Source organism: Methylophaga sp., assembly GCF_009711715.1.
Classification (GTDB): domain Bacteria; phylum Pseudomonadota; class Gammaproteobacteria; order Nitrosococcales; family Methylophagaceae; genus Methylophaga.
On sequence record NZ_VENF01000012.1, the window covers coordinates 43,653 to 67,899 of the forward strand.

Consider the following 24,247-nt stretch of genomic DNA (forward strand, 5'->3'; position numbering starts at 1 on the left):
TCAAGTCGTTTATAGGATGATGAGATGCGCCGTCTCCTGCTTAGTTTTTGCTTATTATTGTTTAGTGCTGTTGTCTGGGCAGATTCAGTTCAGGGCATCCGTGTGTCACATGATGACACGAGCGCGCGGCTGGTTTTCGATCTCGATGCCAGCGCAGACTACAACACGTTCACGCTGGAAAATCCCGATCGGCTGGTTATCGATATCAAGGATTTTCGCCAGCGCGAGAAACTTATCATCCCGTCCCTGATTAATACCCCGGTACAGTCTGTCCGCTATGCTGCCTATGATCGTGAAACGCTGCGCATCGTTCTCGATCTGGCGCATGAAGTGCGATACGAAACCCAGACGCTTGGACCAAATAAAGGCTATCCGCACCGGCTTGTGGTGGATCTGGACTACACTGCCAAGCAGGCCAGACAATCCCTGATGGCCGCCCGCCAAGAAGCTGAACAGGAGCAGCAGCAACCTGTCGACAGTGCCGAGCAACAGGCAGAAGCCCGGGCCAAAATTATCAAGACCAGCAAGGTCCTGCCACGCCGCGACATCGTGATCGCGATTGACCCCGGCCATGGCGGCCAAGACCCGGGTGCCATTGGCCCTAAAGGTACCAGGGAAAAAGACATCGTGCTCTCGATAGCCAAACGCCTGGCGCGACTGGTGGATCAGGAACCCGGTATGCGTTCTTATCTGACCCGCGATAATGATGTGTTTATCAGCCTGCGTCAGCGTATCCGTCGCGCCCATGAAAATGGGGCTGATATGTTTATCTCGATTCATGCTGACGCTTTCCACAATCACCGTGCCCGAGGCTCATCTGTATACGTCCTGTCTCAGCGGGGGGCCAGTAGTGAGGCGGCGCAGATTCTGGCGGATCGTGAAAACGCGGCTGACCTTGCCGGCGGTATTAGTCTGGAAGATAAAGATGACTTGCTGGCTTCAGTCCTGCTGGATCTTTCGCAGACCGCCAGCCTGGAAGCCAGTCTGGAAGTTGCCAACACCGTATTGTCAGGCCTCAAGCGGGTCGGTCATGTACACAAAAAACAGGTCGAATCAGCCGCATTCGTTGTGCTGAAATCACCGGATATTCCCTCCGTGCTGGTGGAAACCGCATTCATTTCCAACCCGGACGAAGAGCGCCGTCTTCGCACTGCCAGCCATCAGGCCAAACTGGCACAGGCGATGATGGTCGGTATTCGCAATTACTTCCAGCGTAACCCGTTACCGGGCACCAGCCTGCCACAACAGCATATTGTCAGTGCCGGCGACACCCTCAGTATGATCGCCCAGCGTTACCAGGTCAGTATGGCCGATATCCGCTCGGTCAATGATATGTCGGGTACCACCATTCAGATCGGTGACGTGCTGAAAATTCCTTAAGCTCAATTCTGATTCAAGCACAAAGGCACAGAGTTCACAGTGGTAACGCATTGCTATCGAGCTATATGATGCCTTCAGTAGTGAATGAAGCCAGGCTGTTGAAACAGCTATTACTCTAATGATCTGTGTGCCTCTGTGGTTAGCCTGAATATAGCTTGCTCCGGACGAACTGCTAAACTAGCGAAATGATCAATCGTATTCATGCGCTGCCCCTGCACCTTGCCAATCAGATTGCCGCCGGCGAGGTGGTCGAACGCCCGGCTTCCGTACTCAAGGAACTGGTCGAAAACAGTATTGATGCCGGTGCCAGTCAGATTGATATCCAGATTGAAGGCGCCGGCCGGCAGTTGGTCAAAGTCACCGATAACGGTGGTGGCATTCATCCGGATGATCTGCCTCTAGCACTCAGCCGCCACGCCACCAGCAAAATAAACAGCAGTGAACAACTCAGTCATATCGCCAGCCTCGGCTTTCGCGGCGAAGCCCTGCCCAGTATCGCTTCGGTGTCCAGACTAACCCTCGCATCCAAACAAGCTGATCAGGAATGTGGCTGGCAACTGAACAGCGAGGCCGACAGCCCGGAACCCGTCGCCCACCCTGACGGTACCAGCGTCAGCGTCGCAGAACTGTTTTTCAATCTGCCGGCCAGACGTCGATTTCTGCGCAGTGACAAAACGGAACTGCAGCATCTTCTCACGACCTTCAACCGGCTCGCTTTGAGCCGCTTTGATATCGGTTTCAGTGGCCGTTTCGGTGACAATCATCAGATCAAGCTGCCAGCGATCGCTGACACAGCAGCGCACAAACAACGTATCGCTAAAATATGCGGTCAGAGTTTCGCCCGGGACGCCTGTTATCTGGAGCAGCAGTTTGAGGATATCCGTCTGCGTGGCTGGGTCGGCAAGCGCCGTGCTCACCGTGCTCAGACCGATGTGCAGTATTTCTTTATTAACGGCCGGGTCATCCGTGACCGCATTATCAACCATGCCGTGCGTCAGGCTTATGGAGAAACCCTGCCGCCGGGCAGACAGCCTGCTTATGTGCTGTACCTGACCCTGCCGCTGGATCGGGTCGATGTCAATGTGCACCCCACCAAGCATGAAGTGCGCTTTCGTGACGCCCGCCTGATTCATGGTTTGATTACCCGTGCCGTCGAAGAAGCGCTGGAAAGCGAGACCAGTGTGGCCGGGGCTCAGGATGAACTACCGTTGCCGGCAGTGACATCACCGCAGGTCACGGAAAAAGCGACCTCATATCATACTCAGCCGGAATCAAAATCCGTCAGCGCAACAGCAGCACCGGCAAGTCTGCGTCGACAGGATGACATAGTCGTTTTGCACCAGCGTTTTGGGCTGATTTTTTCTGGGGAGCCGCTGCTGGTTGATTTACAGGCAGCAGACCGTGCACTTCGACAAGCGCAATTTCGTAAGGCTGAGGCACGCGGTGAGCTGACTTCCCGGCCGATTCTGGTACCGCTGCAACTGGCGCTCTCAAGTGCTGCGCTGGCACTGATTGACCAACACCAGGCACTGCTTGAGCGCATGGCAATCAGTATTGAATTAAGCGCGGATACGGCAGCGGTTAAGCGCATTCCCTACCTGCTGTCCCAGGTCGATTTGCAGCAACTGGTGCAAACCGTGATCACCACACTGGATAAGCATGGTGAAGACAGTGCCGCCATGATCGCGGCGCTTACCGGCTTGATCCCGCTGTCACCGGTCCATTCTCAAGCACAGGCCCGGCAGATTATCGCTGAGTTGGCGCAAGTCCCCGACCAGATAAAAAGCTGGCAACAGAAACTTGATCCGGCCACATTGAGTGGCTTATTCTCGAACTGACCTTTAAGCCACAAAGCAGGATGTTATGGCCAAATCAGCCCGACCGTCACCTTCGCTCATACCCGCCATCCTGGCACTTGTTGTCCTGGTTGTTCTGGGCTATATCCTGTTTGCAGATTTACAGCCCTCGCGGACTGAACACACCGTCACCCCGCCGATTGAAATTGAGGAACCGGAGTTAGAGGTTATCACCGAAGAAACACCGCAGCCGGCGATTGATCAGGACCAGCTAGCCGAGGAGGAAGCCGGAACCTTCGTGGATAATCTGGCCCCCTCTCCGGCGGAGAACGAAACCGTCATGATCTCGGAAGAACAAGGGGAATTTGTTCGCCATGACGGACTCATCGCGATTCCCCGGCTGGAGCACCGCGATACCACCGTGGGCGATTTGATGAAAGATGGCAGTTTGAGTGATGATACGCCACTCACCCTGAATTACATCGAAACCGAAGAAACGCAAACGACTTTGCGTGAACTCGACCAGACTATCGAAGATAAAACGCAGCGCATCACGCTGGCCCAACCTGACGGCAGCCGTCGTGAAGCTCCACTGGCTGATTTACTTAATGACAAAAGCCTGGAACCTGATGCCTCAATCACCATGATCACGGAGAAAAAGCAAACCCGGCAAATCACGGCTGGAGAACTGGCGGCATCCGACCTCTCACCGTCACAGGAAGTCATCGCCACTATCAATCGGGGCGTGGAAGAACTGTCGGTCAAAGATATCGTACAGTCCGGTGAACTGCCGGATAATGCGCTGTTTTACCTGCACCGGGTTACCGAAGCGGATCGACAGGGACTGTGGGGCATTATCCAGAGTGGGCTGATTCAGCGGTTTCGCCAGGGGCTGTCACTGGAAGGTATTGCCAAGAATAAAGAGACTGTCAGTGTTACCATACCGGCCGATGCCGACGAACCGCTGCCGACTGGCCTCAGTTCTTTCCTTGGAAAAATTCTGAATCAGAAAGTCGAGTCCAGCTATATCTATAATTTCAGCACCCACACCATGGGCCATGATCCGGATCTGATTCATCCGGGCCAGCAATTGATCCTGATCCATTTCAGTCCGGATGAACTTAAACGCATTTACTTGTTCTTTGCCGAGCAGCGTAACGAACAGGCAGAGAGCTTCGCTATTCAGCCCTGATGCTTGATTTACTGTTTCTGCTGATTGTGGCCGGCATTATTGCCATTGCCTTTCTGATCCCGCTGGATTAAGCCGCTGCAATGTGCTCCAGCTTATATCCGCAGATTACTTAAAGGAAACGTTTTTCATCTGTGAAAACCGGCGAAATCTGCGGATAAAACAGAAGCAAGCGTCCCTGAGGTTTAACTTTCCAGTTTGCTGAATTTGCCATAACGCAGCATGACGCTGGGCAGCACCAGCAGATTCAGGATGGTCGAAGACACCAGCCCGCCAATAATAATAGCGGCCATCGGACCCATAATTTCACGACCGGGATTATCTGAATTAACGGCAATCGGCAGCATCGCCAGTGCGGTTACCAGGGCTGTAATCAAAATCGATGGCAGACGTTCCTGGGCGCCGCGAATGGCCGTTTCCAGATTCCACTTCGCACCTTCTTCCACCACAAGATACTGGTAATGTGATACCAGCATGATGGAGTTTCTTAAGGTAATCCCGAACAGGGTGACAAAGCCCACCATGGAACCAATCGACAGTACACCGTTGGTGACCAGTACTGCGATCACCCCGCCCACCAGCGAAAACGGCAGATTGATTAAAACCAGCGACACATTACGTACACTGCGCAGCGCCAGGAATAGCAGCAGTAATACCGCAATACCGGCCAGGCTGGAATGCACAATCAGATCCTCGCGGGACTGGGCCTGAGCAATGGCGGCACCGGTGAATTCGGGATAAATATCGGCACTGAAATCGACCTCTTCATGCACCCGTTCACGCAGTTCATCAAAGAACGAGGTCAGATCCCTACCGCTGACATTGCAGGTCACGGTCTGCAGCCGCTGAGCATCACGATGCAGAATCGCATGACGGCCGGACACCTGTTGAATGGTAGCCACATCCTGCAGGCTCAGCATAAAGCCGTCAGCCGCGCGAATCGGCAATTCACGCACATGACGCGGCTGCTGTCGAAGCTCCTCAGGCACGATAACCACTACATCAAACACCTGGTTGCCCTCATACACCTGACCAACCGCCACACCGTCATAAGCGGTTTTTAGTGTATCCATGACTTCTTTCGGGGTCAGCCCCCAGAAAGCCAGACTATCCAGATCAAGCCGGATCTCCAGTTGTGGTTCACTCGGCGGCGCCCGCAACTGCACATCGGCCGCGCCTTCAATATCCTGCATTACCGCAGCGACTTCTTTAGCCTTGCGATCCAAAGCTTCCAGATCCTGACCATAAATATTAACCACCACCGGTGAGGTATAACCGGAAATCGTCTCGTCAATCCGTTCGGTCAGGAAAGAGTTTACTTCGGAGTTAATGCCGGGAAAGGCTTCCAGAATGTCACGGATTTCATCCAGCACCCGCTGCTGACCAGCACCGTCAAGCGGTTCCAGGTCAACCTCGTATTCACTGTAGTAAGTGCCGAAGGTATCTGCGCCGCGCTCGGCCCGGCCGGCCCATTGTGAGGTGGATCGTACCCCTGGAATTTCAGCAACGCGTTTTTCAATCTCGCCACCGATCCGCAGCGACTCACCAATAGAGGTGCCGGGCAGACTGGCCGTATGAATAATATAGTGTCCTTCCCGCAGCTCTGGCAGGAAACTTCCTCCGAGCAGCGGCAAAATACCGACACCGGCGGCGCAGAACAGTAATACACCGGCAATCGTCATTCGCGGTGCCTGACTCACTGAACGCAATGTTCTGCCGTAAAGCGGTTTAAGCCAGCGGATGACCGGCGGTTCACGATCACTGATATCACCCTTACTTGCCAGCAATATATGACACAATGCCGGCGTCACGGTCAGCGCCACCAGCAGCGAAGCAAAAATCGCCAGAATATAAGCTTCACCCAGCGGTTCGAACATCCTGCCGGCGACACCACTGAGTGTCAGCAGCGGCACGAACACCAGCATCACGATAAAGCTGGCATAAACCACCGAGCTTCGGACTTCCATTGAGGCTTCATAAACTACATCCAGCGTTGAACGCGGCTGAGCCAGGGCGGCATTCTCACGTAACCGGCGGAAGATATTTTCGGTATCGATAATCGCATCATCAACCACCTCACCCAGCGCGATCGCCAGACCTCCCAGCACCATGATGTTGATATTGATGCCCAGATGCAGCAATACAATCAGCGCAGCCATAATCGACAGTGGGATCGCAGTCAGGGAAATAAGCGCGGTACGCAGATTGAACAGAAACAGCACCAGTACCAGCATCACCAGGCCGCCACCGACATAGAGATGTTCCTGGATGTTATACAGGGAGCTCTGTATATAGTTGGCAGGCCGGAATAAATCATCATGCAGCGTGATGCCTTCGGCCTCGAAGCCGTCCTCAAACTCAGCCAGAGCCGCTTCCACACCTTCGGTGATCGCCAGGGTTTCAGCATCATACTGGCCGATCACCATCAACACGACGCCCGGCACCGTGCCCACTGCGGCGCCGCCGATTGTCGGCGCCGGCGCGGTTTTGACCGTGGCGACATCCCCCAGATGAAGAATATCGACACCGTTTTTCCGTATAACGACCTTGGCCAGTTGCTCCGCGGTCAATGGCTGGCCAATGACCTGCAAAGCCATGCGCTGATTCGGGTTTTCGATATAGCCTGCGCCCATAATACCGGTGGCCTGCCGCGCTGCCTGTGTCACCTCTTCAACGGACAGATCAAATTGTGCCAGCTTGTTTGGATCGATTTGAATCTGCAATTGCCGCTCATGGCCGCCGAAGACATTAATATCAGCCACCCCCTCGACACTCAGCAGCCGGGGTGACAGTGTCCAGTCCACCAGTGACCGTAGTTCCATCAGATTATGCGTGTCAGAGGTCAGACCGATGGTCATCACGGTACCTGAAGAGGATTCCAGCGGCACCATCACCGGCGTTTCAACACCGGCGGGTAATTTTTCCTGCAACCCCAGCAGTCGCTCTGAAACTAATTGTCTATCCAGATAGATATCTGTTTTGTCATAAAAGGTCAGAATCAGTACCGACAAACTGGGAATCGACTGCGAGCGGATAGATTGCAGGCCGACCAGGCCTCGCAAGGCATTCTCCAGCGGTTGTGTGACCAGGATCTCCACCTGTTCGGCCGTGAGACCTTGTGCTTCGGTCTGAATAATGACCTGCTTGGGCGCAAACTCCGGGAAGATGTCGAGGCTGGCATTGGACAGCTTATAAAAGCCGTAGATCAGCATCAGCGAGGCGAGCGCCACCACAACACCACGGAAGCGAACTGAGAAAGCAACCAGCTTAGACAGCATCGGAATTCCCCACCAAAGCTGACGGTGCAGAATCGCCTAACACGATCTCCTGGCCCCCTGACAAACAGCCCTTCCCGCCTTCAGCATAAGAAACATCAATCATCGTCTTCATCCAGGATCTGCCAGCGGAACTCTTCCGACAACAACATCTGAGATCCCGCCACCACCAGTGACTCACCCGCGTCAAACTGAGATTGGATGAAAATACCGCCGGCAACGGCCTCGCCTTCTGCCAGCGGTCGTCGGCGATAAATTTGATCTTCCTGCTGAATATAAGTCCAGGGTTTCCCGGAATACCAGACAATGGCACGTTCAGGAATGAAAAAGCCTTCAAGTCCTTCGGCGTTACGGGGAATCCAGGCATGCAGACGCATGCCGAGACGAAGCTTGCCGGTTGCCATCCGGAAGTAATAGGTTTCACCCTGTGCCGCGTAATTGGCGACAAAAGCCGGTGACACGTAATAGGCTTTTCTGGCCGTGTCACGCTGGCCCTGACGTGATACCCGGATCACATTCACATCAGCGGGCAGAGTCAGCGCGACCGGCAGGGTAATCTGAATTAAGGTGTCCTGACGGGTCACCAGGCGCTCGAATTCTTTCGAATCTTCGTCTGACACCCAGGAAGCAATCACGGCGCCCCAACCTTGCGTCAACTCCGTTCTGGCAGCTTCCAAAGCCAACTCGGCGGCCTGGCGTTTTGCCCGTGCCTGTTGCCAGTTAGACTCGGCATAGTTGATATTCTTACTGGCGATACTGCCCGTGGCTTCAGCCAGTTTACGCAGACGGTTCAATTCCTGTAACTGCGCCCGCTCTTCCATCTGCGCCAGTTCCAGTTCCACTGCCAGTTGCTTGAGCCGGGTTCGCCACTGAATCAAATCACGCACATCGACGACGCTGGCATAGGCGCGGGACTCGGGGTAATACAAATCCTGCTGCAGTGTCATCAGTTCAATGCCAGCTGCGTTCTTTACCTCATCATTGAGCTCAACCAGCATCGGCTCGGCGCCTTCACGCTCATCATCATCATCTTCTTCCTCACCGATTTGTGATGCTCGCTCAGCCGCATCAGTATATTGCTCCACGCCTGCATCAATCAGTGTAGACCATGATTTATCAGTGACCAGCGGTACCCCAAAGGCAACAATCAGGATCAGTGCCAGCGTCAGCCATAAGGAAAGTTTGTTGCGTGATGCCATCTTTTTCCCAACTTATTCAGGACAAAATCAGCAGCCATTAGAGCACGCTGCTATGCCATCGACAAGTTTGAGCAATGGGTCAGGCGTGGTACGACACCGCCATATACTGAGCAAAAGCTCACCACAACAGGTTCACGAAACAGCTTCGCTTACTCATCCTCAGCCAGTTTGCCGGCAGCACTCTATATAAAGTCGCCTCCCAAGCGTCTCAGCAGTCAAAACGGTCTCAGCGCGAGTCCCCTTATTTGCTGATTCATGAAAGCGCATGACCACCAGACCAGCGAAGAAGCCTTAAAAAAGCAAACAATTTATCGGCCTTTACCCTTGACACAGGGCCCCGCACAAGGTTTAATACGCAGCCTTATCGGCTCGATAGCTCAGTTGGTAGAGCAAGGGATTGAAAATCCCTGTGTCCCTGGTTCGATTCCAGGTCGAGCCACCACGAACATGAAAGCCCTGTCAGTTTTGCTGACAGGGCTTTTTTGTTTTTACGTGTTGTGAAATAAACACAGACACAGAGAACTACAAACGAAATATACCTCTGACATTTCCGTGCACCGAAGTAATTCCATGGCTCCCAATCCACTTATCTCCGAGCGTGATCTAGAAAATGACTGAACGCCGTCTTTTTTGATAGTTCACCCTAGATACGACGTTGCTTCTCCTCACCCTTGTGACTGGATAACATTTCTACTGCTTCAAGCTTCTGCATAAGCGCACTACGTTATTAGAGATGAGTAGCAACTTTTCTCTGTGCCCTCTGTGTCTCTGTGGTCAGCACCAATATGTGGTAAAAAAAACACAGATTTGTGAATTTTTTGTCTATAGCGAAATTTTTGTTGTAAAAGTGTTGCAATGAATTTTTTTCTGTGCAAAATAAGCTATCAACCGTGATTCAATCCGGTTGCGAGAGAAATTAAAGTAATCTGTTAACAATAGAAGGTGAAACAGAATGAAATCATTGAAAAAAACAACTCTGGCCTCTCTGGTCGGTGCAGCTGCCCTGGCAACAGCCGGTGCTGCTAACGCCACCATCGTGGTCGGCGGCGAAAACGGCTACGAATTCAGCGTAGACGGCAACATCAACCAATTCTTCGTTTACACAGACGACGACAACGGTGACGAAACTTCTGAAATGCGCAACGGCCTGTTGCCAACATTCTTCGGCTTTAACGTTTCAGCTCCTGAAATCAATGGCCTGAAGATCGGTGCTCGTGTTTCTATCTCTCCATCTACCAACGGCGGCAGCTACTTCGGTGACACTGGTGAGTCTGGTGCCATGGAACAACGTGAAGCGTTTGCCACTATTGATGGTTCATTCGGTCAAATCCTGGCTGGTAAAGCACTGGGCCTGTATGGTTCACACAACATCCTGACTGAACAAACTCTGTATGGTGTTGGTTACGGTACCACCGGCAACCTGCAAACCACTCTGGGTGGTATCGGTCTGGGTTATGACTATGCTGCATGGCGTTCACAAGTACGCTGGACTTCACCAGACATGAACGGCTTCAAAGTAGCTTTTGCTGTTGTTGATCCACAAGGTCCAGCTGCTTCACGTGCAATCGGTCCAATCGCTGACACAGGCTCTTCAGTTGACTCAGAAGATCTGCGTTATGAAGCTGACCTGAGCTATGCTGGTGCATTCGACAATGGTAGCTACATGATGTGGTTGTCTGCTATGATGCAAGATCAAGACGATCTGGCTGAAGACAAACAAGCTTGGACTGTTGGTGGTACCTTGAAACTATCTGGTTTTGAGTTCATGGCACAGTACACTGATACAGAAGACGCTACTGCTGGTACTGCTGCATTCTATGACACAGACCCAAGCAGCTCAACTTTCCTGACTACAGTTGCAGCAACAGATTCTCAAAAACTGGAATGGAACCAATACGTCGTTCAAGCGGGTTACCGTTTTGCCGGCACTACTCTGGTTTCAGCTAACTACTCAGAACTTCAGGATGACTCTGCTGGTGTAGGTTCTGATGACACTGCTGAGCGTGTCACTCTGGGTGTTTACCACGATGTTAACGCTAACCTGAAACTGGTTGCTGAATACACCAAAGTTGAGCATGACAATGATGCTCTGCTTGATTCAGACATCTTCGCTCTGGGTGGTTTCGTAACCTGGTAGTCAGCAGTTTCAGTATCAAGTCTCCGGATTTGATATAAAAAACTGAAAAAAGCCTCAACCTTCGGGTTGGGGCTTTTTTTGCTTGAGATATTATGAAGTCGAGTTAGATCACAAAGGAATTCAAATGCCAAAGTATTACCTATCCGGCAGCTACACTGTAAAACAAGAAATCTCCTTTGAAGGTAACAAGTAAATTAATTGTCGTTTTACACGACAGTTTTATTTACATCGCTTTGCAAGAAATGTCGTGTAAAACGACACTTTCATAAAACAGCTGCCGCTTGCATTATGCAATAGCGCGATAAAAATCAGCTAGCTAGATATATCTTGCTCTTTGGCTTTACTTACAGCGTAAGGCTTGCCTAATAGCTTTACAGGCCGGTATAGGCTTTCGATTTGCTTCTTTGCGAGTACTTGATTTTCCGCACTCACCTTAACTCTATGCGTCTGCAATAACCTAAGATTGGTACAAATCCAACATTCATATAGCTGCATAACGACTGCCCCACCAAAAATAAAACAGTACGTTCTAACCCAACTTTTTCCTACCTACAAAGGCCTTCAAAATTCTTTGATTTTTTTATGCTTCCCTTTGGTTTTGCATAAATACAATTACGCCAAGCGTTGCAACCCTCAACGAATTGGCTAGCTGTAACAGGACCACATTAAAAGCATTGAGTCTGCTAGCGAGGGTTAGCCGACAGAACTTGCTGTCCATGTTTTGCTTTAACAGCGGCAAAAACAACAAGCAAAGCTGCAACGGGCTTGTATAAAAACTTATGCAGTGGAACAAGACGAGAGGCTACGAAGGTAGTAACTTGTATGTGCTGTGTTGGTGGCAATTGGCTGACATGGCATTGCGCTGGGATTAACTCTTCGCACGTAAAGGCAACAGCCCAACCCTGTCTACTAACATTTGTTAGTTGTGCGCAACTGCTGGCAGAAAGAACTCACAAAAAGCTACTGCTATTTAGAGGCGTGACAGCCTCTTTATGAGCTCTGAATCTACAAAAATCCCCCCCATAAAAAACTGACGAAATAAATCACTGAAGCAGTTTGAAGCGAAACGCAGTGAAGCTGATAAATGCTGAAAGTGAACGAGGAATCAGCTGTGCTGATTACGCGGGGATAAGTAAAAAAGTTGGCGCAAGATAAACCAAAGAGAATATACAAAAGCTTTGGTTTAAAAGCCATTTAAACTTAACCAGCTGAATAATATAAGGATTAATCTATCTATGAACATTTGGTATAAAACGGTAGGAATCATAAAACAAAGAATAAACAATACACGTAATGAAATTACTTGGTTTAGAAGGAAAAATAAGATGTCCCAAGCGCGTGTACTGAGTGAAAAAGAACTTAATCTACTACTGCTTTTTATCAACACCAGAAAATATTCAGCAAGAGATAGAGCAATGGTATTGATGACACACTTGGCAGGCATGCGGGTAAAGGAGGTAGCAGGCACACGTATTATTGATGTGTTAGCAAACGACGGCACAGTTAAAAACGAAATTGTGCTCAAACCATCCCAAACTAAGGGGAAATATGCTCGAACTATTGTGTTGAGTAGCAGACTGCAAAAAGAACTGCGTCAATATCTACTATCCCGGTTTACACCCAAAGAGCTAATCGCAGTGCCCTACTGCAAAGACGAATACAACAAACCTTTATTTAAAACGCAGAAAAGTAATGGTTTTAGCGCAAATACACTTTGCTACCACTTCCACATGCTCTACAAGGCTGCTGGACTTGAAGGCGCAAGCAGCCACAGCGGAAGAAGGCACTTTCTAACCAAATTATCAGGCAAAGGCGTTGCTTTAAGAACCATGATGGAGCTTGCAGGACACAGACAAGCACAAACTACAATGCGATACATAGATGTCACCGATGACATGAAACGTGCTGCTGTAGAACTGATTTAACTGCTACTGCTGAGCGCCTGCTTTAACTTAAACAAGTGCTCAGGTACCCATTCCCCATTAACCACAGCTTGGTTTATGAGTTTTTGCTGCGCATCGGTCCAGCAATATTCTAGCTCAGGCATATTGAAAGAGGGAAAAACGCCTTGATCCACATTAGCTATAAGGGCATCAGCGCGATTAAGCATTCGCTTCACAGCCACCTTCATGCCATTTCTTTTTTTGCGTGACAACTCCAATCCATCAGTAGGCTTAGGCATACATGATTCTACTAACCTTGTCCGCTTCCCAATTTCATAGAGAGACAACGCTGCAGGACTAACCCCCTCAAAGCCTTTAACATTGTCAGCAGCCAATAGTCCTATTTGATTCAAACACCAAACATCGCGTGCTTTCTCAAGTACACCAAGACGGACACGCTTGAGCTTGGCTAATTTTCTTTTTGCCGAGGTTGTTCTGCTTATATGTCTTTTTGACTGTTGACGAACAATTTCTATCACCTGCTTTTTTATTGTTTGCTCTGTGAGGTTAAGCGGGATCTCCACTGTCACCTTATCAGCTTGAACAATAGAGGGCTGCGTACCATCCCTACCCACCTGTTTAACCTTAGGCAACTCCAGTTGCTCAACGAATAACTCACAACCGGTTTTCATCCACCAGTCTCTGAACGACAAACTGAACACGTCTCCAAAATCTTCCGCTGTTCGAGCGAGTATGCGTGATTTTGTGTATTTAAAATTATTTCCCCTGCAAACCCACCAGTAGTTTTTACTTAACTTCAGATACTCAAACCACCAGTAGTAAGCAGAATTTAGTGCAGCATCGGCTTCCTGCTCTCTATCAATCCTGTGCAAGCCAGGCATTCCCTTATAGATACGTCTCCGATGCTTTTCCAGTTCACTCATCTTGTTTGGCGTTATCACTTAAATATCAAAAAAAGCATGATTATGCTAACGGCTTAAAATAGAACCTGTCAAATGCAGAAAAACACTGCTTTCGACGATACTTGAAACTAACTAATAAAAGGTGGCTTTCATGTCCGATAAAAAAACTGTCGTGAAAAACGACACTTCTGCCAACGCTGAAATTGAAGTCTTTGATAACACTGTAAACCAGCTGCATGCGCTGACAAGCGAGCGTAAAAACTGGGAAAACACCCTGCTTCGAAAAAGTAACCAAGCGCTCTATGCAATTCTGGCCAAATGCTATGAAACCTATGAAGTCATGTCCCAACGTGACAAAGCAGGCATTCTGGCGCGTAAGGCACTTAAGCAAGTATGTGTGCAAAATAATTATCGTTTTATGGAGAGCACTCCGCTTGTCACAAAAGTCGTCAAGTGCGTGTTTGGTGTAGATCGCCGCCGCGTCAGTGCTTATAGCATCGTCATCCGCGAGGCAATCAAGCAAGAAATCAAGCCTGAAAATCTTGCAGAGTGGGTTGAGGAAATGGGCGGGGTTGAGCAGGTGCGCCTGAGCAAGTCCCCGAATGCGAAAACTGCAAAACAAAAAGCTGAACTTGGGCAGCAAGCGCTACAAAAATCTGATGAGATCGCAAAAGTAAAAAGCAAAAAACTGAGCCAAGCCACTAACCCTGAAAATGTGGGCGAGCAAGTTGTTCTTCTTGCTGTACAGAATGCCGACGGTAGCTTTTCAATTAATGGTGTAGTTGAGAGTGCTGGAGCAACAACTGCCGCTCTAGCCGCATACCACCAACAAACTAAAAAAGCACAAGATCAAAAAGCAGAAGAACAAAAGAGTGAAGAAAAACAAAAAGGGCTCGACGAAGCTATCAGTAATGCCGCCCAAGAAGCACAAATTGCAGCCTAACTATCCTAGTGGCGTAGCTAGACTGCGCCACTCTTTTTCGAGTTATTTTAAACAAGGACAATCATGTACACACCCAAAAATATTGACGATATCGTTTTTAAATCTGAGGAAGAAAAAGCAAGAATTGATAATATTCTTAGCAAGCACAAACCGTTTCCAGCTGCCGGTAAAAATGGAATTTTATTGTTTGGCACATGGGGCACAGGGAAAACTACTTTAGCGCGGATGCTGCCCAACTTAATTGAACAAACTAAAGGCGGCGAGGAGGCTAATGCTGAATTTATTCAATGCATAACCGGTGAAAATGGCAGTGCACTGATAACAAAAATAACTCATCAAGCCAGCTTGGTTCAAAACTTCAACGCTTCTGGTTACCATTATTTTGTGCTTGACGAAATAGACATTTTAACCAGCACAGCCATGAGCTCCTTAAAGGCTGCGATGAATATGCCCAACACCATTTTTATTATGACTACTAACTATCTAAATAAAATCGATAAAGGCGTGCAAAACAGAAGTATTATCGTTGATTTTAATGCTGCTCCCTCCAAAGCTTGGCTGCCTCTTGCCAATAAAATCCTGACAGACAACAATGTCAAAAATATCAGTGATGAAAAGCTTCTAAAGATCATTGATGAGTGTGGCGGTTCTGCTCGATCTATTATTGACGCGATATCAAGCATCAAATCATCTATCATTTCATCAAGCAATGTCATAAGAATAGACACACGGCTTTAACTCCAAGCCATCAGCTAATCAAAAGCCAGCAATTAAATTGCTGGCTTTTTTATGATAAATACTTTTATGAAAATAGCAGAAATTGAAAACCACAAACCGAAAACCCCGGAGCAGCAACGCATCGAAGCGCTGAAAACACGCAAAAAGCAAGCAGCTGATGCACTGAAAAGGGAGCGAGCGGTGCAAAAAAGACGCAAAGCAGTGAAAAACATGGCTAAGGCACAAAACAGCCTTGCTTCAATACGCTAAATAACGGTTGGTTTTAAGCATTCTATTGCATCAGACTTATCAATACATCGCATTATGAATGCTGTCGGGTAAAACGACAGTTTAGTCGACCTGTTGTCGATAGGCGATTCGACTACTGCTCAACATCGTAGACTAAACATCTACATGAAAATAAGCTTTGTAGATGAGAGAGAAACAGCGTCATAAAACTGCTGCAATAATCGGCACCGTCACACCTGTCCCCCACTACCCTAAAAAACTAAAAGTCTACCTGACTAATGCTTCGCCGTTTTGGCAAGCAGTGTACTGGGAGCGAGGAAAAACATACCGAAAAAGTACTAAAACCACAGACAAGCTGGAAGCATTCAAAACAGCGATTGTCTTTTATGAACAAATACTGCTCGCAAAATATTCACATCCATCACACGTAGAAAGCCTTCCTATATCACTCCCAGCATCAACTACTCTGACTAGCAGCAAAGCAAAGAAAACCTTTTTGGAAACCTATGAAGAATGGTTCGAGCTGAAGTCATCGAAATGGAAGCAAGCACATACAAGAAATGTTCGTAACCGAATAGAAAAGTATTTGCTCAAAGACTTAGCGGCAAAGCCCATCAAAGCAATAACTCAGACAGAGTTACTGTCCTCTCTCAAAAAGCTTGATAAGAAAGGCATAACTCATACTCAGCATAGGCTACTCAGAGATTGTAAATCCATATGGCAATATGCAATTGCAACTGGCAATTGCAATAGAGACATTACTCTCAACTTAACAATCGCCCTAAAAAGCCCTGTTTACGGACAACAGCATGCAGTGAGTGCTGAAGAATTACCTATGCTGATGAGTAAAATAACGGCCGAACAAACACTTAATGACAAAATAAAATGTTTAGCACTTGAAGTGATTGCACACACTTTTGTACGGACAAGCGAGCTTTTAGGTGCAACCTGGTCCGAAATAGATTTTGAAAACAGAGTCTGGTTAATCCCTGCAAGGCGTATGAAAATGGGTGTAGAGCACATTGTACCGTTATCAAATCACGTCATCTCACTCCTTATATATATACGAGAGGATTTCAGCAAATCTGACTACGTCTTTAATAGACTCAACTCCACTCAGAAACTAGCACCTGACTCACTGATAAAAATGCTGCATAAACTCGGATATAAAAAGCGAATGAGCACACACGGCTTTAGAGCTATTGCTAGCTCAGTATTGAATGAGCATGGATTTAATGCAGATGCTATCGAGAGGCAGCTTTCTCATTTAGAGAGAAATAGAGTAAGAAGAGCATACAACAGAGCACAATACTTATCTGAAAGAAAAGATATGATGAACTGGTGGAGTCAGTACTTGCTAGATTGCTATTCATCGACTACAAAACAAAAATATTAAACCACATATATTTCAGAAGGTTACATCGCCTTTGGCGCCGGTGCTGCTAACGCAGCCATCGTTGTCGGTGGCGAAAACGGCTACGAGTTCAGCGTAGACGGTAACATTAACCAATTCTACATTTACAGCGACCAAGACAGCGCTACTGCTGCTGGCCTTGATCAATCAAATGCTCAAATCGCTAATGGCCTGCTGCCTACTTTCTTTGGCTTTAACGTATCAGCTCCAGAAATCAACGGCCTGAAAGTTGGTGCACGTGTTTCAATTTCTCCATCAACCAATGATGGTAGCTACTTCGGCGGCGCCCTTGAACAAGGCGGCGGTGCAATGGAGCAACGTGAAGCTTTTGCTACTGTTGACGGTTCTTTCGGTCAAATCCTGGCTGGTAAAGCTTTGGGTCTGTATTCGTCTAACAACATCCTGCTGGATCAAACTCTGTTCGGTGTTGGTGCGACTGGCCTTATTGCCTCTGGTGACCAAAATTCAGCTGTGACCACTCTGGGTCGTATCGGTTGGGGTTATGACTACGCTAACTGGCGTTCACAGTTCCGTTACACCACTCCTGACATGAACGGCTTTAAAGCAGCATTTGCAATCGTTGATGCTGAAGACTACGCATATCAAGGCGCCACCACCAAATTTGAGAAAGATCCACGCTACGAAGCACAACTGAGTTATGCAACAGCTTTTGATGGCGGTTCAATGAAGCTGTGGGCTGACTATATGTCTCAAAAAATTGACGGCGAAACTGGCGGCGTTGAAGTTGCTGAAGACAGAATTGATGCTTACACTGTTGGTGGTCAACTGATCCTAGGCGGTTTTGAAGCTGTCGCTACATACTATGACAATGAAGGTCAAGGTATTGGTGGTTTCGGTGTCCTGGGTGGCTTTGAAACTAACGGCGATGCTCGTGAAGGTGACGGTTACTACGTACAAGCTGGTTACCGCTTCGCAGGTAAAACCTTCCTGGCCGCTTCTTACGGTGAGTCTACACTGGACCGTGATAACAACAACGTCACTGCCGGTGGTTTTGGCGACTTGGATGCCAACGAAATGGTTACTGTTGGTATCTACCACGACGTTACAGCTAACCTGAAACTGGTTGCTGAATACTCAAAAATGGAAACTGAGTACTACATCCAATCTGATGAAGATGAAGTTGACGTCATCTCTCTGGGTGGTTTCGTAACCTGGTAGTCAGTAGTTTCAGTATCAAATCTCCGGATTTGATATAAAAAACTGAAAAAAGCCTCAACCTTGGGTTGGGGCTTTTTTTTGCCTGTTGAAAATTACTCACGATTAACCACAGAGGGATACAGAGGTCAAAGAGGTTTTTGTACTCACTTTTTTATCCTACCGGGCGTAGCGAAAAAGATTTCTCGACTTCGCTCGAAATGACAGAGTGATTATTATTTTCTCTCTGTACTCTATGCCTCTGTGGTTCATTTGATTGAAAGCAACAAGCCTTTATAATCCTTATAACTGTTGAATAAGGATAAACAATGAACATCAGCACACAATCTATCGCGCTTTTTCTTGAGGCCATCAAAGCCGAAATTGCCACCAACGCAGATGAGGTTACCGCCCTGGACCAGGCCATTGGTGATGGTGATCATGTGACTAACCTGCTTCGTGGACTGGAAGCGCTGGAAAAGCAGGCTGCAGAATTATCTGAGTTGGACTGGTCTGCTGCGTTTATGAAAATCGGTATGACGCTGATGTCGACCATGGGCGGCGCATCGGGCTCGCTGTATGGCAGCTTGTTTGTGGCGATGGGTAAGGAAGCCAAGAATAATGAAATGAGCCTTCAGGGTTTGGCCGATATTTTCCATGCTGGGGTGCAGGCGGTAAAAACCCGGGGTAAAGCTGAACTCGGCGAAAAAACCATGCTGGATACATTAATACCCGCCTCACATGCATTGAATGTCAAAGCTGATGCTGGTGCTTCTGATGTGTTGGATGCGATCAAACAAGCTGCTTATGACGGCATGCTGTCGACCAAAGATATGCTGGCGACCAAGGGCCGGGCTTCATTTCTGGGAGAACGTGCCCGTGGTCATATCGATGCCGGCGCTCGAACCAGTCAATTGATGATTTGTGCGATTGCGGATGTGATTGAGCAAAACTAATTAATCCGCAGATTTCACGGATTAACGCAGATTAAAGACCAACCTTTTATATTGCAGGCTTTTGGAACCAAAGTTAAGAATTAAGCCTTTTTGTAATCGGGATGCTTTTAAATAGTTAATGACTTGAGCTTCTTCAGTCCCTGACAATTTCTGTAATGCTTTGAGTTCGACAATCACTTTTTCGAAACAGACAAAGTCGGCCTTATAAAATGTTCATAACCGCACGCCCTGATATGTGATTGGCAGCTCCTTTTCTCGGACATGTGGAATTCCTCTGACTTCAAACTCCATTTCAAGTGCTTCTTGGTAAACTTGTTCAAGAAAACCACAACCGAGTGAGGAATGCACAGACATGGCTGCACCTGTAATTGCATATGTCTGTGCGTCATTTGATAAATCTGCGTTCTTCTGTGTAATCTGCGGATAACTTTTCATAGGCAACGCTCCCTGTGCCTCAGTGGTTATAACTTCAGCATCCCCAGCGAAGTGCTGCTGTATGCACCGGCGCATCCCAGTACTGAATCATTTCATCATCCAGTAAAGTCACTGTCACGGAGCAGCCGGCCATATCTAATGAGGTGGTGAAATTACCAACCAGCGAGCGTGTGACCTCGACACCACGCTCCATAAAGAACTGCGCCGCCAAATCATAAACCAGGTAGAGTTCCATTAACGGTGTCGCACCGAAACCATTCACATGCAGCAGGATTTTCTGGTCCCTGGTCGGCGTTAACTCTTTATCTATGGCGCCTGCCAGATGCTCAACAATCTCACTGGCGCTGCTCAGATCCATCGGTTCACGACCGCGTTCACCGTGAATGCCGACGCCCATCTCGATCTCGTTGTCACCGATATCAAAGGTCGGTTTACCCAGTGCAGGAACGGTACAACTACTCAGCGCTACGCCCATCGAAGCCGTTGATGTGGCAACTTTGTCACCCAGTTTTTTGCAGGTCGCAAGGTCTGCGCCTGCTTCGGCTGCAGCACCGACAATTTTCTCGACTATCAGTGTGCCAGCGACACCACGGCGACCAGTGCTGTGGTCTTTTGGCAAGGAAACATCATCGCTCACCAGCACTGTATCGTGTTCACATTCCAGCATTTCGGCAGCGATTTCGAAGTTCATCACGTCACCGGCATAGTTCTTCACTATAAACAGTACACCTGCGCCATTCTCCACCTGCTGAGCCGCCATCATCATCTGATCCGGTGTCGGCGAGGTGAAAATCTGGCCGGGACAGGCGGCATCCAGCATTCCCTTGCCAACAAGCCCGGTATGCAGCGGCTCATGACCAGAACCACCGCCTGAAATCAGAGCCACTTTGGCGCCGTCAGCCGGTGCCTTGCGGGTGACAAAGTGCGGCTGGTGATTGAGGGTGATGATGTCCTGATGCGCTTTCGCGAAACCGTTAAGACTCTCTTCCAATACACTTTCCACACCATTGATCATTTTTTTCATCATTCTCTCCCGTTCCTATAAAGCTTGTTTGAGTGCCTCAGTGACAGCTTCCAGATCCTGTAAAATCCAGGTCGGTTGATAGTCGATATGCTGTAAATCCTCTCTTGAGGACACCCCGGTCAGCACCATGATACTTCTGATGCCGGCATTCACAGCCCCCAGTATATCGGTGTTCAGACGATCACCAATGGCGACGGTATTGCTGAGGTCCGTACCCAGCTTCTTCAAGGCCTGCTGGTAAAGAATCGGTTCCGGTTTGCCGATGCATATTGGCTCCACTCCCGTCGCAGCCTGTAATGCTGCCAAAATACCGCCGTTACCAATCACTTCACCGAGTTCAGTCGGCAAGGTAGTGTCCGCATTGGTCGCATAAAAAAGGGCACCAGCCCGGATATTGAGAGTTGCGGTGGCAAGTTTGTCCCAGCTCAGCGTACGATCAAGACCGGAAACCACAATATCGGCACCTTCCTCAGTGATGCCTTTTGCCGGCTGGTTGACCTGGTACAAGTCGGTCAGAATGAACCCCTCTGCCTCCAGCGGTTTCCTGAGTCCATCTTCGCCAATAACAAAAACACGCCTTTTGTCTGCTGGCAGGTTTTCGTGCAGATAGGTGGCCGTAGCCATGCTGGAGGTCAGAATTTCCTCGCTGCTGACCGACACCCCCATGTCGGCGAGTTTGTCGATGTACTGTTGTTGGGTCAGGCTGGCATTATTGGTGGCGAGCACAAACGGCAGCTGCTTCTCTCTTAACAGTGCGAAGAAAGCTTCCAGTCCGGGCAAGGGCTTTTTGCCATGCCAGAGCACGCCGTCCATATCTATAATGAGTCCGCCGATGTTTTCCAGTATCGTGGTTTTCCCCGTCGTCAAAGCACGCCCTCTGATTGTCGAAATAGGGTTCAAAGCGTCGCACACATCAAATCGTCCTGTCTAGCAGCTAAAAAGACGGAATTTGTTGGTTTTTGCTCAAAAATTGACATATTCGATACAACTGCTTTATAGTCTGCGAGCGTATTTCTTAACGTATTACCTATAATTCAAACCAACATTAGGAGCATGTCAGCATGGCAAAAGCACTTATTCAAATGGCACTGGACTCACTGGATTTCGATCAAACAATGGCACTGGCTGAACAAGTCTCGCCATACGTTGACATCCTGGAAGTCGGTACTCCTTGCATTAAATACAACGGTCTGGAAATTGTTACTGCACTGAAAAACAAATTCCCTAACAACCTGATCCTGGTTGACCTGAAAACAATGGACGCTGGCGAATACGAAGCGACTCCATTCTACGAAGCAGGTGCTGACATCTGTACTGTTCTGGGTGTTTCTGACAAAGCCACTATGGGCGGCGTTATCAAAGCAGCCAACGCGAACAATGCAGAAGCGCAAATCGACCTGATCAGCGTTAAAGACAAAAAAGCGGTTGCTACTGAAGCAGCTAAAAACGGTGCGCAAATCATCGGTGTTCACACTGGTCTGGACGCACAAGCAGCTGGTCAAACACCATTTGCTGACCTGAAAGACATCGCTGGTCTGAACCTGGGTGTTCGTATCTCTGTTGCTGGTGGTCTGAACAAAGACACCATCCAGGATACAGTCCGTGCCGGCGCCACCATCGTTGTTGTTGGTGCTGCTATCTACGGTGCAGACTCACCAGCAGAATCTGCTAAAGAACTGCGTGCTCTGGTTGACGCAGCCTAAGCGGAAAATTATTTGCACTGAGCAAAGAAAAGAACGAGTGGCCCCGGCCACTCGTTTTTTTTCAGTGCTACATCAGGGTCTGTCTAGATTATCTTTACAGCCCTAGTGTCAAAAGCTTTACAAGATGGGTTAAAGTGTTGATGCCAGTCAGAAAAGAACCTGTGTCTGGCACAGGCGGACTGAATAAAAACAAGCATGTGGCGACACACCGGAATCGATTCATCCTGACACAATCATGATAATGCTTCTGGGTTGCCACACAATAACGAAAATAGTAATTTACCCGTTGCACCAACCTCGTTATGTTGGGCAGATGGGGTTTAAAAATGTAACAGGGGTACAATCATGAATGAAAATAAAGGTCTATTTGCTTCGATTTGTGGCTTCTTTAAAAGCTTGTTCTCATCAAGCCCGGCAGCTGAAAGTAAGCCGGCCGCACCTGCCGATGGTCTGACTGGTGTCGAGCGTTACATCAGAAACAAGTCGCAAGGTGGCTCCAACCTGACTGGTGTTGAACAATACATCAGAAAAAAAACAACGAACGGTAAGCCGCTGACTGGAGTCGAACAATATATTCGTAACCAGTCTCAAGCGAAACCAATGACGGGTGTAGAGCGTTACATCCAAAGCAAAGGCTAACCGGCCTTTAACCCCATCAAGGTGATACGTGGCTGCGTCCTTGGCTCAGCCAGCCCAACGTGACGTATCCCGAACAATTTCAAACTCTCAGTCTGCTTTTAGCTAAGCAGGACTGACGTTTTTAACTTTGAAAACTAAAGGTACATAACATGGCAAATTTACTTGATCAGCTAAAGGAAATGACCGTTGTTGTTGCTGATACGGGTGATCTTGAAGCAATCAAGAAGTACACCCCACGTGATGCAACAACCAACCCATCTCTGATTACTGCTGCCGCTCAAATGCCACAGTATCAAGACATTGTGGATGATACGCTGAAAGCTGCTCGTGAATCACTGGGTGATGACGCGCCGGCTTCTGAAGTGGTCTCACTGGCATTTGACCGTCTGGCTGTTTCTTTCGGCCTGAAAATCCTGGACATCATTCCAGGTCGTGTTTCGACTGAAGTTGATGCGCGTCTGTCTTACGACACTGAAGCCACTATCGCTAAAGGTCGTGACCTGATCGCTCAATATGAAGCAGCCGGCGTTGATCGCAACCGTATCCTGATCAAAATCGCCTCTACCTGGGAAGGTATTCAGGCCGCCGCAGTTCTGGAAAAAGAAGGCATTCACTGTAACCTGACACTGCTGTTCGGCCTGCACCAAGCCATTGCTTGTGCTGAAAACGGTATTACTTTGATTTCACCGTTCGTTGGTCGTATTCTGGACTGGTACAAAGCAGACACCGGTCGTGACTCCTACGAGCCACACGAAGATCCAGGTGTATTGTCTGTCACCGCAGTTTATGAGTACTACAAGAAATTCGGTTACAAAACAGAAGTTATGGGTGCAAGCTTCCGTAACATGGGTGAAATCACTGAACTCGCCGGTGTTGACCTGCTGACCATCTCTCCGAAACTGCTGGAAGAGTTGCATAACACAGAGGGCACACTGGAGCGTAAACTGTCTCCGGAAATCTCGGCCAAGTCTGACATTGAGAAAATCTCAATGGACAAAGACACCTTCGATAAAATGCATGCAGAAAACCGCATGGCTCAGGAAAAACTGACCGAAGGTATCGACGGCTTCGCCAAAGCGCTGGAAACATTGGAAGAATTGCTTGCCGATCGTCTGGCAAGCCTCGAAAGCGTCAAAGCGTAGTCTCAGGCTACACTCGCTTTCTCACGTATTCAGCTCGCTCCATTGTGAGCGGGCGGGAATGCAGCGGAAAACGGCTTCATTGACTTGA

At 48.6% G+C, this 24,247-nt stretch carries 19 protein-coding genes, 1 tRNA gene and 1 pseudogene; 15 read left to right on the plus strand and 6 right to left on the minus strand.

The window, feature by feature from the left end; all coding sequences use genetic code 11:
- Positions 1-24 precede the first annotated feature (24 nt).
- The 3 genes from FH755_RS09815 to FH755_RS09825 all read left to right on the plus strand — a co-directional run bounded on the left by FH755_RS09815 (position 25) and on the right by FH755_RS09825 (position 4,368).
- Positions 25-1,380 carry an N-acetylmuramoyl-L-alanine amidase gene (locus FH755_RS09815; protein WP_292440941.1) on the plus strand — a complete coding sequence of 452 codons (1,356 nt, stop codon included), beginning with the start codon at positions 25-27 and terminating at the stop codon, positions 1,378-1,380.
- A gap of 185 nt (positions 1,381-1,565) precedes the next feature.
- The gene (gene mutL / locus FH755_RS09820) at positions 1,566-3,218 is read left to right on the plus strand and encodes a DNA mismatch repair endonuclease MutL (protein WP_292440942.1); all 1,653 of its coding nucleotides are present in this window, start codon (positions 1,566-1,568) and stop codon (positions 3,216-3,218) included.
- A gap of 25 nt (positions 3,219-3,243) precedes the next feature.
- Entirely contained in the window at positions 3,244-4,368 is a 1,125-nt protein-coding gene (locus FH755_RS09825) for a hypothetical protein (protein WP_292440943.1), read from the plus strand.
- A 182-nt stretch (positions 4,369-4,550) separates the two neighbouring features.
- Here FH755_RS09825 and FH755_RS09830 read toward each other — a convergent pair whose 3' ends face one another.
- Together FH755_RS09830 and FH755_RS09835 are read right to left on the minus strand one after the other, a co-directional pair.
- Positions 4,551-7,643, minus strand: coding sequence for an efflux RND transporter permease subunit (locus FH755_RS09830; RefSeq protein ID WP_292440944.1), 3,093 nt, complete (start codon positions 7,641-7,643; stop codon positions 4,551-4,553).
- 95 nt (positions 7,644-7,738) lie between these two features.
- Positions 7,739-8,839 carry a hypothetical protein gene (locus tag FH755_RS09835; protein ID WP_292440945.1) on the minus strand — a complete coding sequence of 367 codons (1,101 nt, stop codon included), beginning with the start codon at positions 8,837-8,839 and terminating at the stop codon, positions 7,739-7,741.
- Between the two features lie 366 nt (positions 8,840-9,205).
- Between FH755_RS09835 and FH755_RS09840 the strand changes: the two genes are divergently transcribed.
- The 3 genes from FH755_RS09840 to FH755_RS09850 all read left to right on the plus strand — a co-directional run bounded on the left by FH755_RS09840 (position 9,206) and on the right by FH755_RS09850 (position 12,901).
- Positions 9,206-9,281: transfer RNA gene (locus FH755_RS09840), tRNA-Phe, on the plus strand.
- A gap of 510 nt (positions 9,282-9,791) precedes the next feature.
- Positions 9,792-10,976 carry a porin gene (locus FH755_RS09845; RefSeq protein WP_292440946.1) on the plus strand — a complete coding sequence of 395 codons (1,185 nt, stop codon included), beginning with the start codon at positions 9,792-9,794 and terminating at the stop codon, positions 10,974-10,976.
- 1,235 nt (positions 10,977-12,211) lie between these two features.
- Complete coding sequence (locus tag FH755_RS09850; RefSeq protein WP_292440947.1) at positions 12,212-12,901, plus strand: site-specific integrase; 690 nt, start codon at positions 12,212-12,214, stop codon at positions 12,899-12,901.
- Here FH755_RS09850 and FH755_RS09855 read toward each other — a convergent pair.
- The gene (locus FH755_RS09855; protein ID WP_292440948.1) at positions 12,898-13,803 is read right to left on the minus strand and encodes a hypothetical protein; all 906 of its coding nucleotides are present in this window, start codon (positions 13,801-13,803) and stop codon (positions 12,898-12,900) included. The genes FH755_RS09850 and FH755_RS09855 overlap by 4 nt on opposite strands.
- A gap of 130 nt (positions 13,804-13,933) precedes the next feature.
- On the opposite strand from FH755_RS09855, the gene FH755_RS09860 reads away from it, so the two are divergent.
- The 6 genes from FH755_RS09860 (at position 13,934) to dhaL (ending at position 19,216) form a co-directional block, all read left to right on the plus strand.
- Positions 13,934-14,725 (plus strand): hypothetical protein, encoded by a 792-nt coding sequence (locus FH755_RS09860; protein ID WP_292440949.1) that lies wholly within the window; start codon positions 13,934-13,936, stop codon positions 14,723-14,725.
- A gap of 63 nt (positions 14,726-14,788) precedes the next feature.
- Complete coding sequence (locus FH755_RS09865) at positions 14,789-15,463, plus strand: AAA family ATPase (protein WP_292440950.1); 675 nt, start codon at positions 14,789-14,791, stop codon at positions 15,461-15,463.
- A 66-nt stretch (positions 15,464-15,529) separates the two neighbouring features.
- Positions 15,530-15,712: a hypothetical protein gene (locus FH755_RS09870; RefSeq protein ID WP_292440951.1), complete on the plus strand. Its 183-nt coding sequence runs from the start codon at positions 15,530-15,532 to the stop codon at positions 15,710-15,712.
- Positions 15,713-15,875: 163 nt separating this feature from the next.
- Positions 15,876-17,087, plus strand: coding sequence for a site-specific integrase (locus FH755_RS09875; protein ID WP_292440952.1), 1,212 nt, complete (start codon positions 15,876-15,878; stop codon positions 17,085-17,087).
- Positions 17,088-17,111: 24 nt separating this feature from the next.
- On the plus strand, positions 17,112-18,284 hold the full coding sequence (locus tag FH755_RS09880; RefSeq protein ID WP_292441001.1) for a porin: 1,173 nt from the start codon (positions 17,112-17,114) through the stop codon (positions 18,282-18,284).
- Positions 18,285-18,589: 305 nt separating this feature from the next.
- The gene (dhaL, locus tag FH755_RS09885; RefSeq protein ID WP_292440953.1) at positions 18,590-19,216 is read left to right on the plus strand and encodes a dihydroxyacetone kinase subunit DhaL; all 627 of its coding nucleotides are present in this window, start codon (positions 18,590-18,592) and stop codon (positions 19,214-19,216) included.
- Between the two features lie 21 nt (positions 19,217-19,237).
- Here dhaL and FH755_RS09890 read toward each other — a convergent pair.
- The 3 genes and pseudogenes from FH755_RS09890 to FH755_RS09900 form a co-directional block, all read right to left on the minus strand.
- A pseudogene (locus tag FH755_RS09890) lies at positions 19,238-19,726 on the minus strand (GxxExxY protein).
- Positions 19,686-20,675: a dihydroxyacetone kinase subunit DhaK gene (gene dhaK / locus FH755_RS09895; protein ID WP_292440954.1), complete on the minus strand. Its 990-nt coding sequence runs from the start codon at positions 20,673-20,675 to the stop codon at positions 19,686-19,688. The pseudogene FH755_RS09890 and the gene dhaK overlap by 41 nt, the downstream one beginning before the upstream one ends.
- Before the next feature lie 15 nt (positions 20,676-20,690).
- Positions 20,691-21,542, minus strand: coding sequence for an HAD-IIA family hydrolase (locus FH755_RS09900; RefSeq protein ID WP_292440955.1), 852 nt, complete (start codon positions 21,540-21,542; stop codon positions 20,691-20,693).
- 194 nt (positions 21,543-21,736) lie between these two features.
- On the opposite strand from FH755_RS09900, the gene hxlA reads away from it, so the two are divergent.
- The 3 genes from hxlA to FH755_RS09915 all read left to right on the plus strand — a co-directional run bounded on the left by hxlA (position 21,737) and on the right by FH755_RS09915 (position 24,159).
- Entirely contained in the window at positions 21,737-22,378 is a 642-nt protein-coding gene (gene hxlA, locus FH755_RS09905) for a 3-hexulose-6-phosphate synthase (RefSeq protein ID WP_266237736.1), read from the plus strand.
- A 345-nt stretch (positions 22,379-22,723) separates the two neighbouring features.
- Positions 22,724-23,017, plus strand: coding sequence for a hypothetical protein (locus FH755_RS09910; RefSeq protein ID WP_292440956.1), 294 nt, complete (start codon positions 22,724-22,726; stop codon positions 23,015-23,017).
- A 149-nt stretch (positions 23,018-23,166) separates the two neighbouring features.
- Positions 23,167-24,159, plus strand: a complete 993-nt coding sequence (locus tag FH755_RS09915) for a transaldolase (RefSeq protein WP_292440957.1) — start codon at positions 23,167-23,169, stop codon at positions 24,157-24,159.
- Positions 24,160-24,247 lie beyond the last annotated feature (88 nt).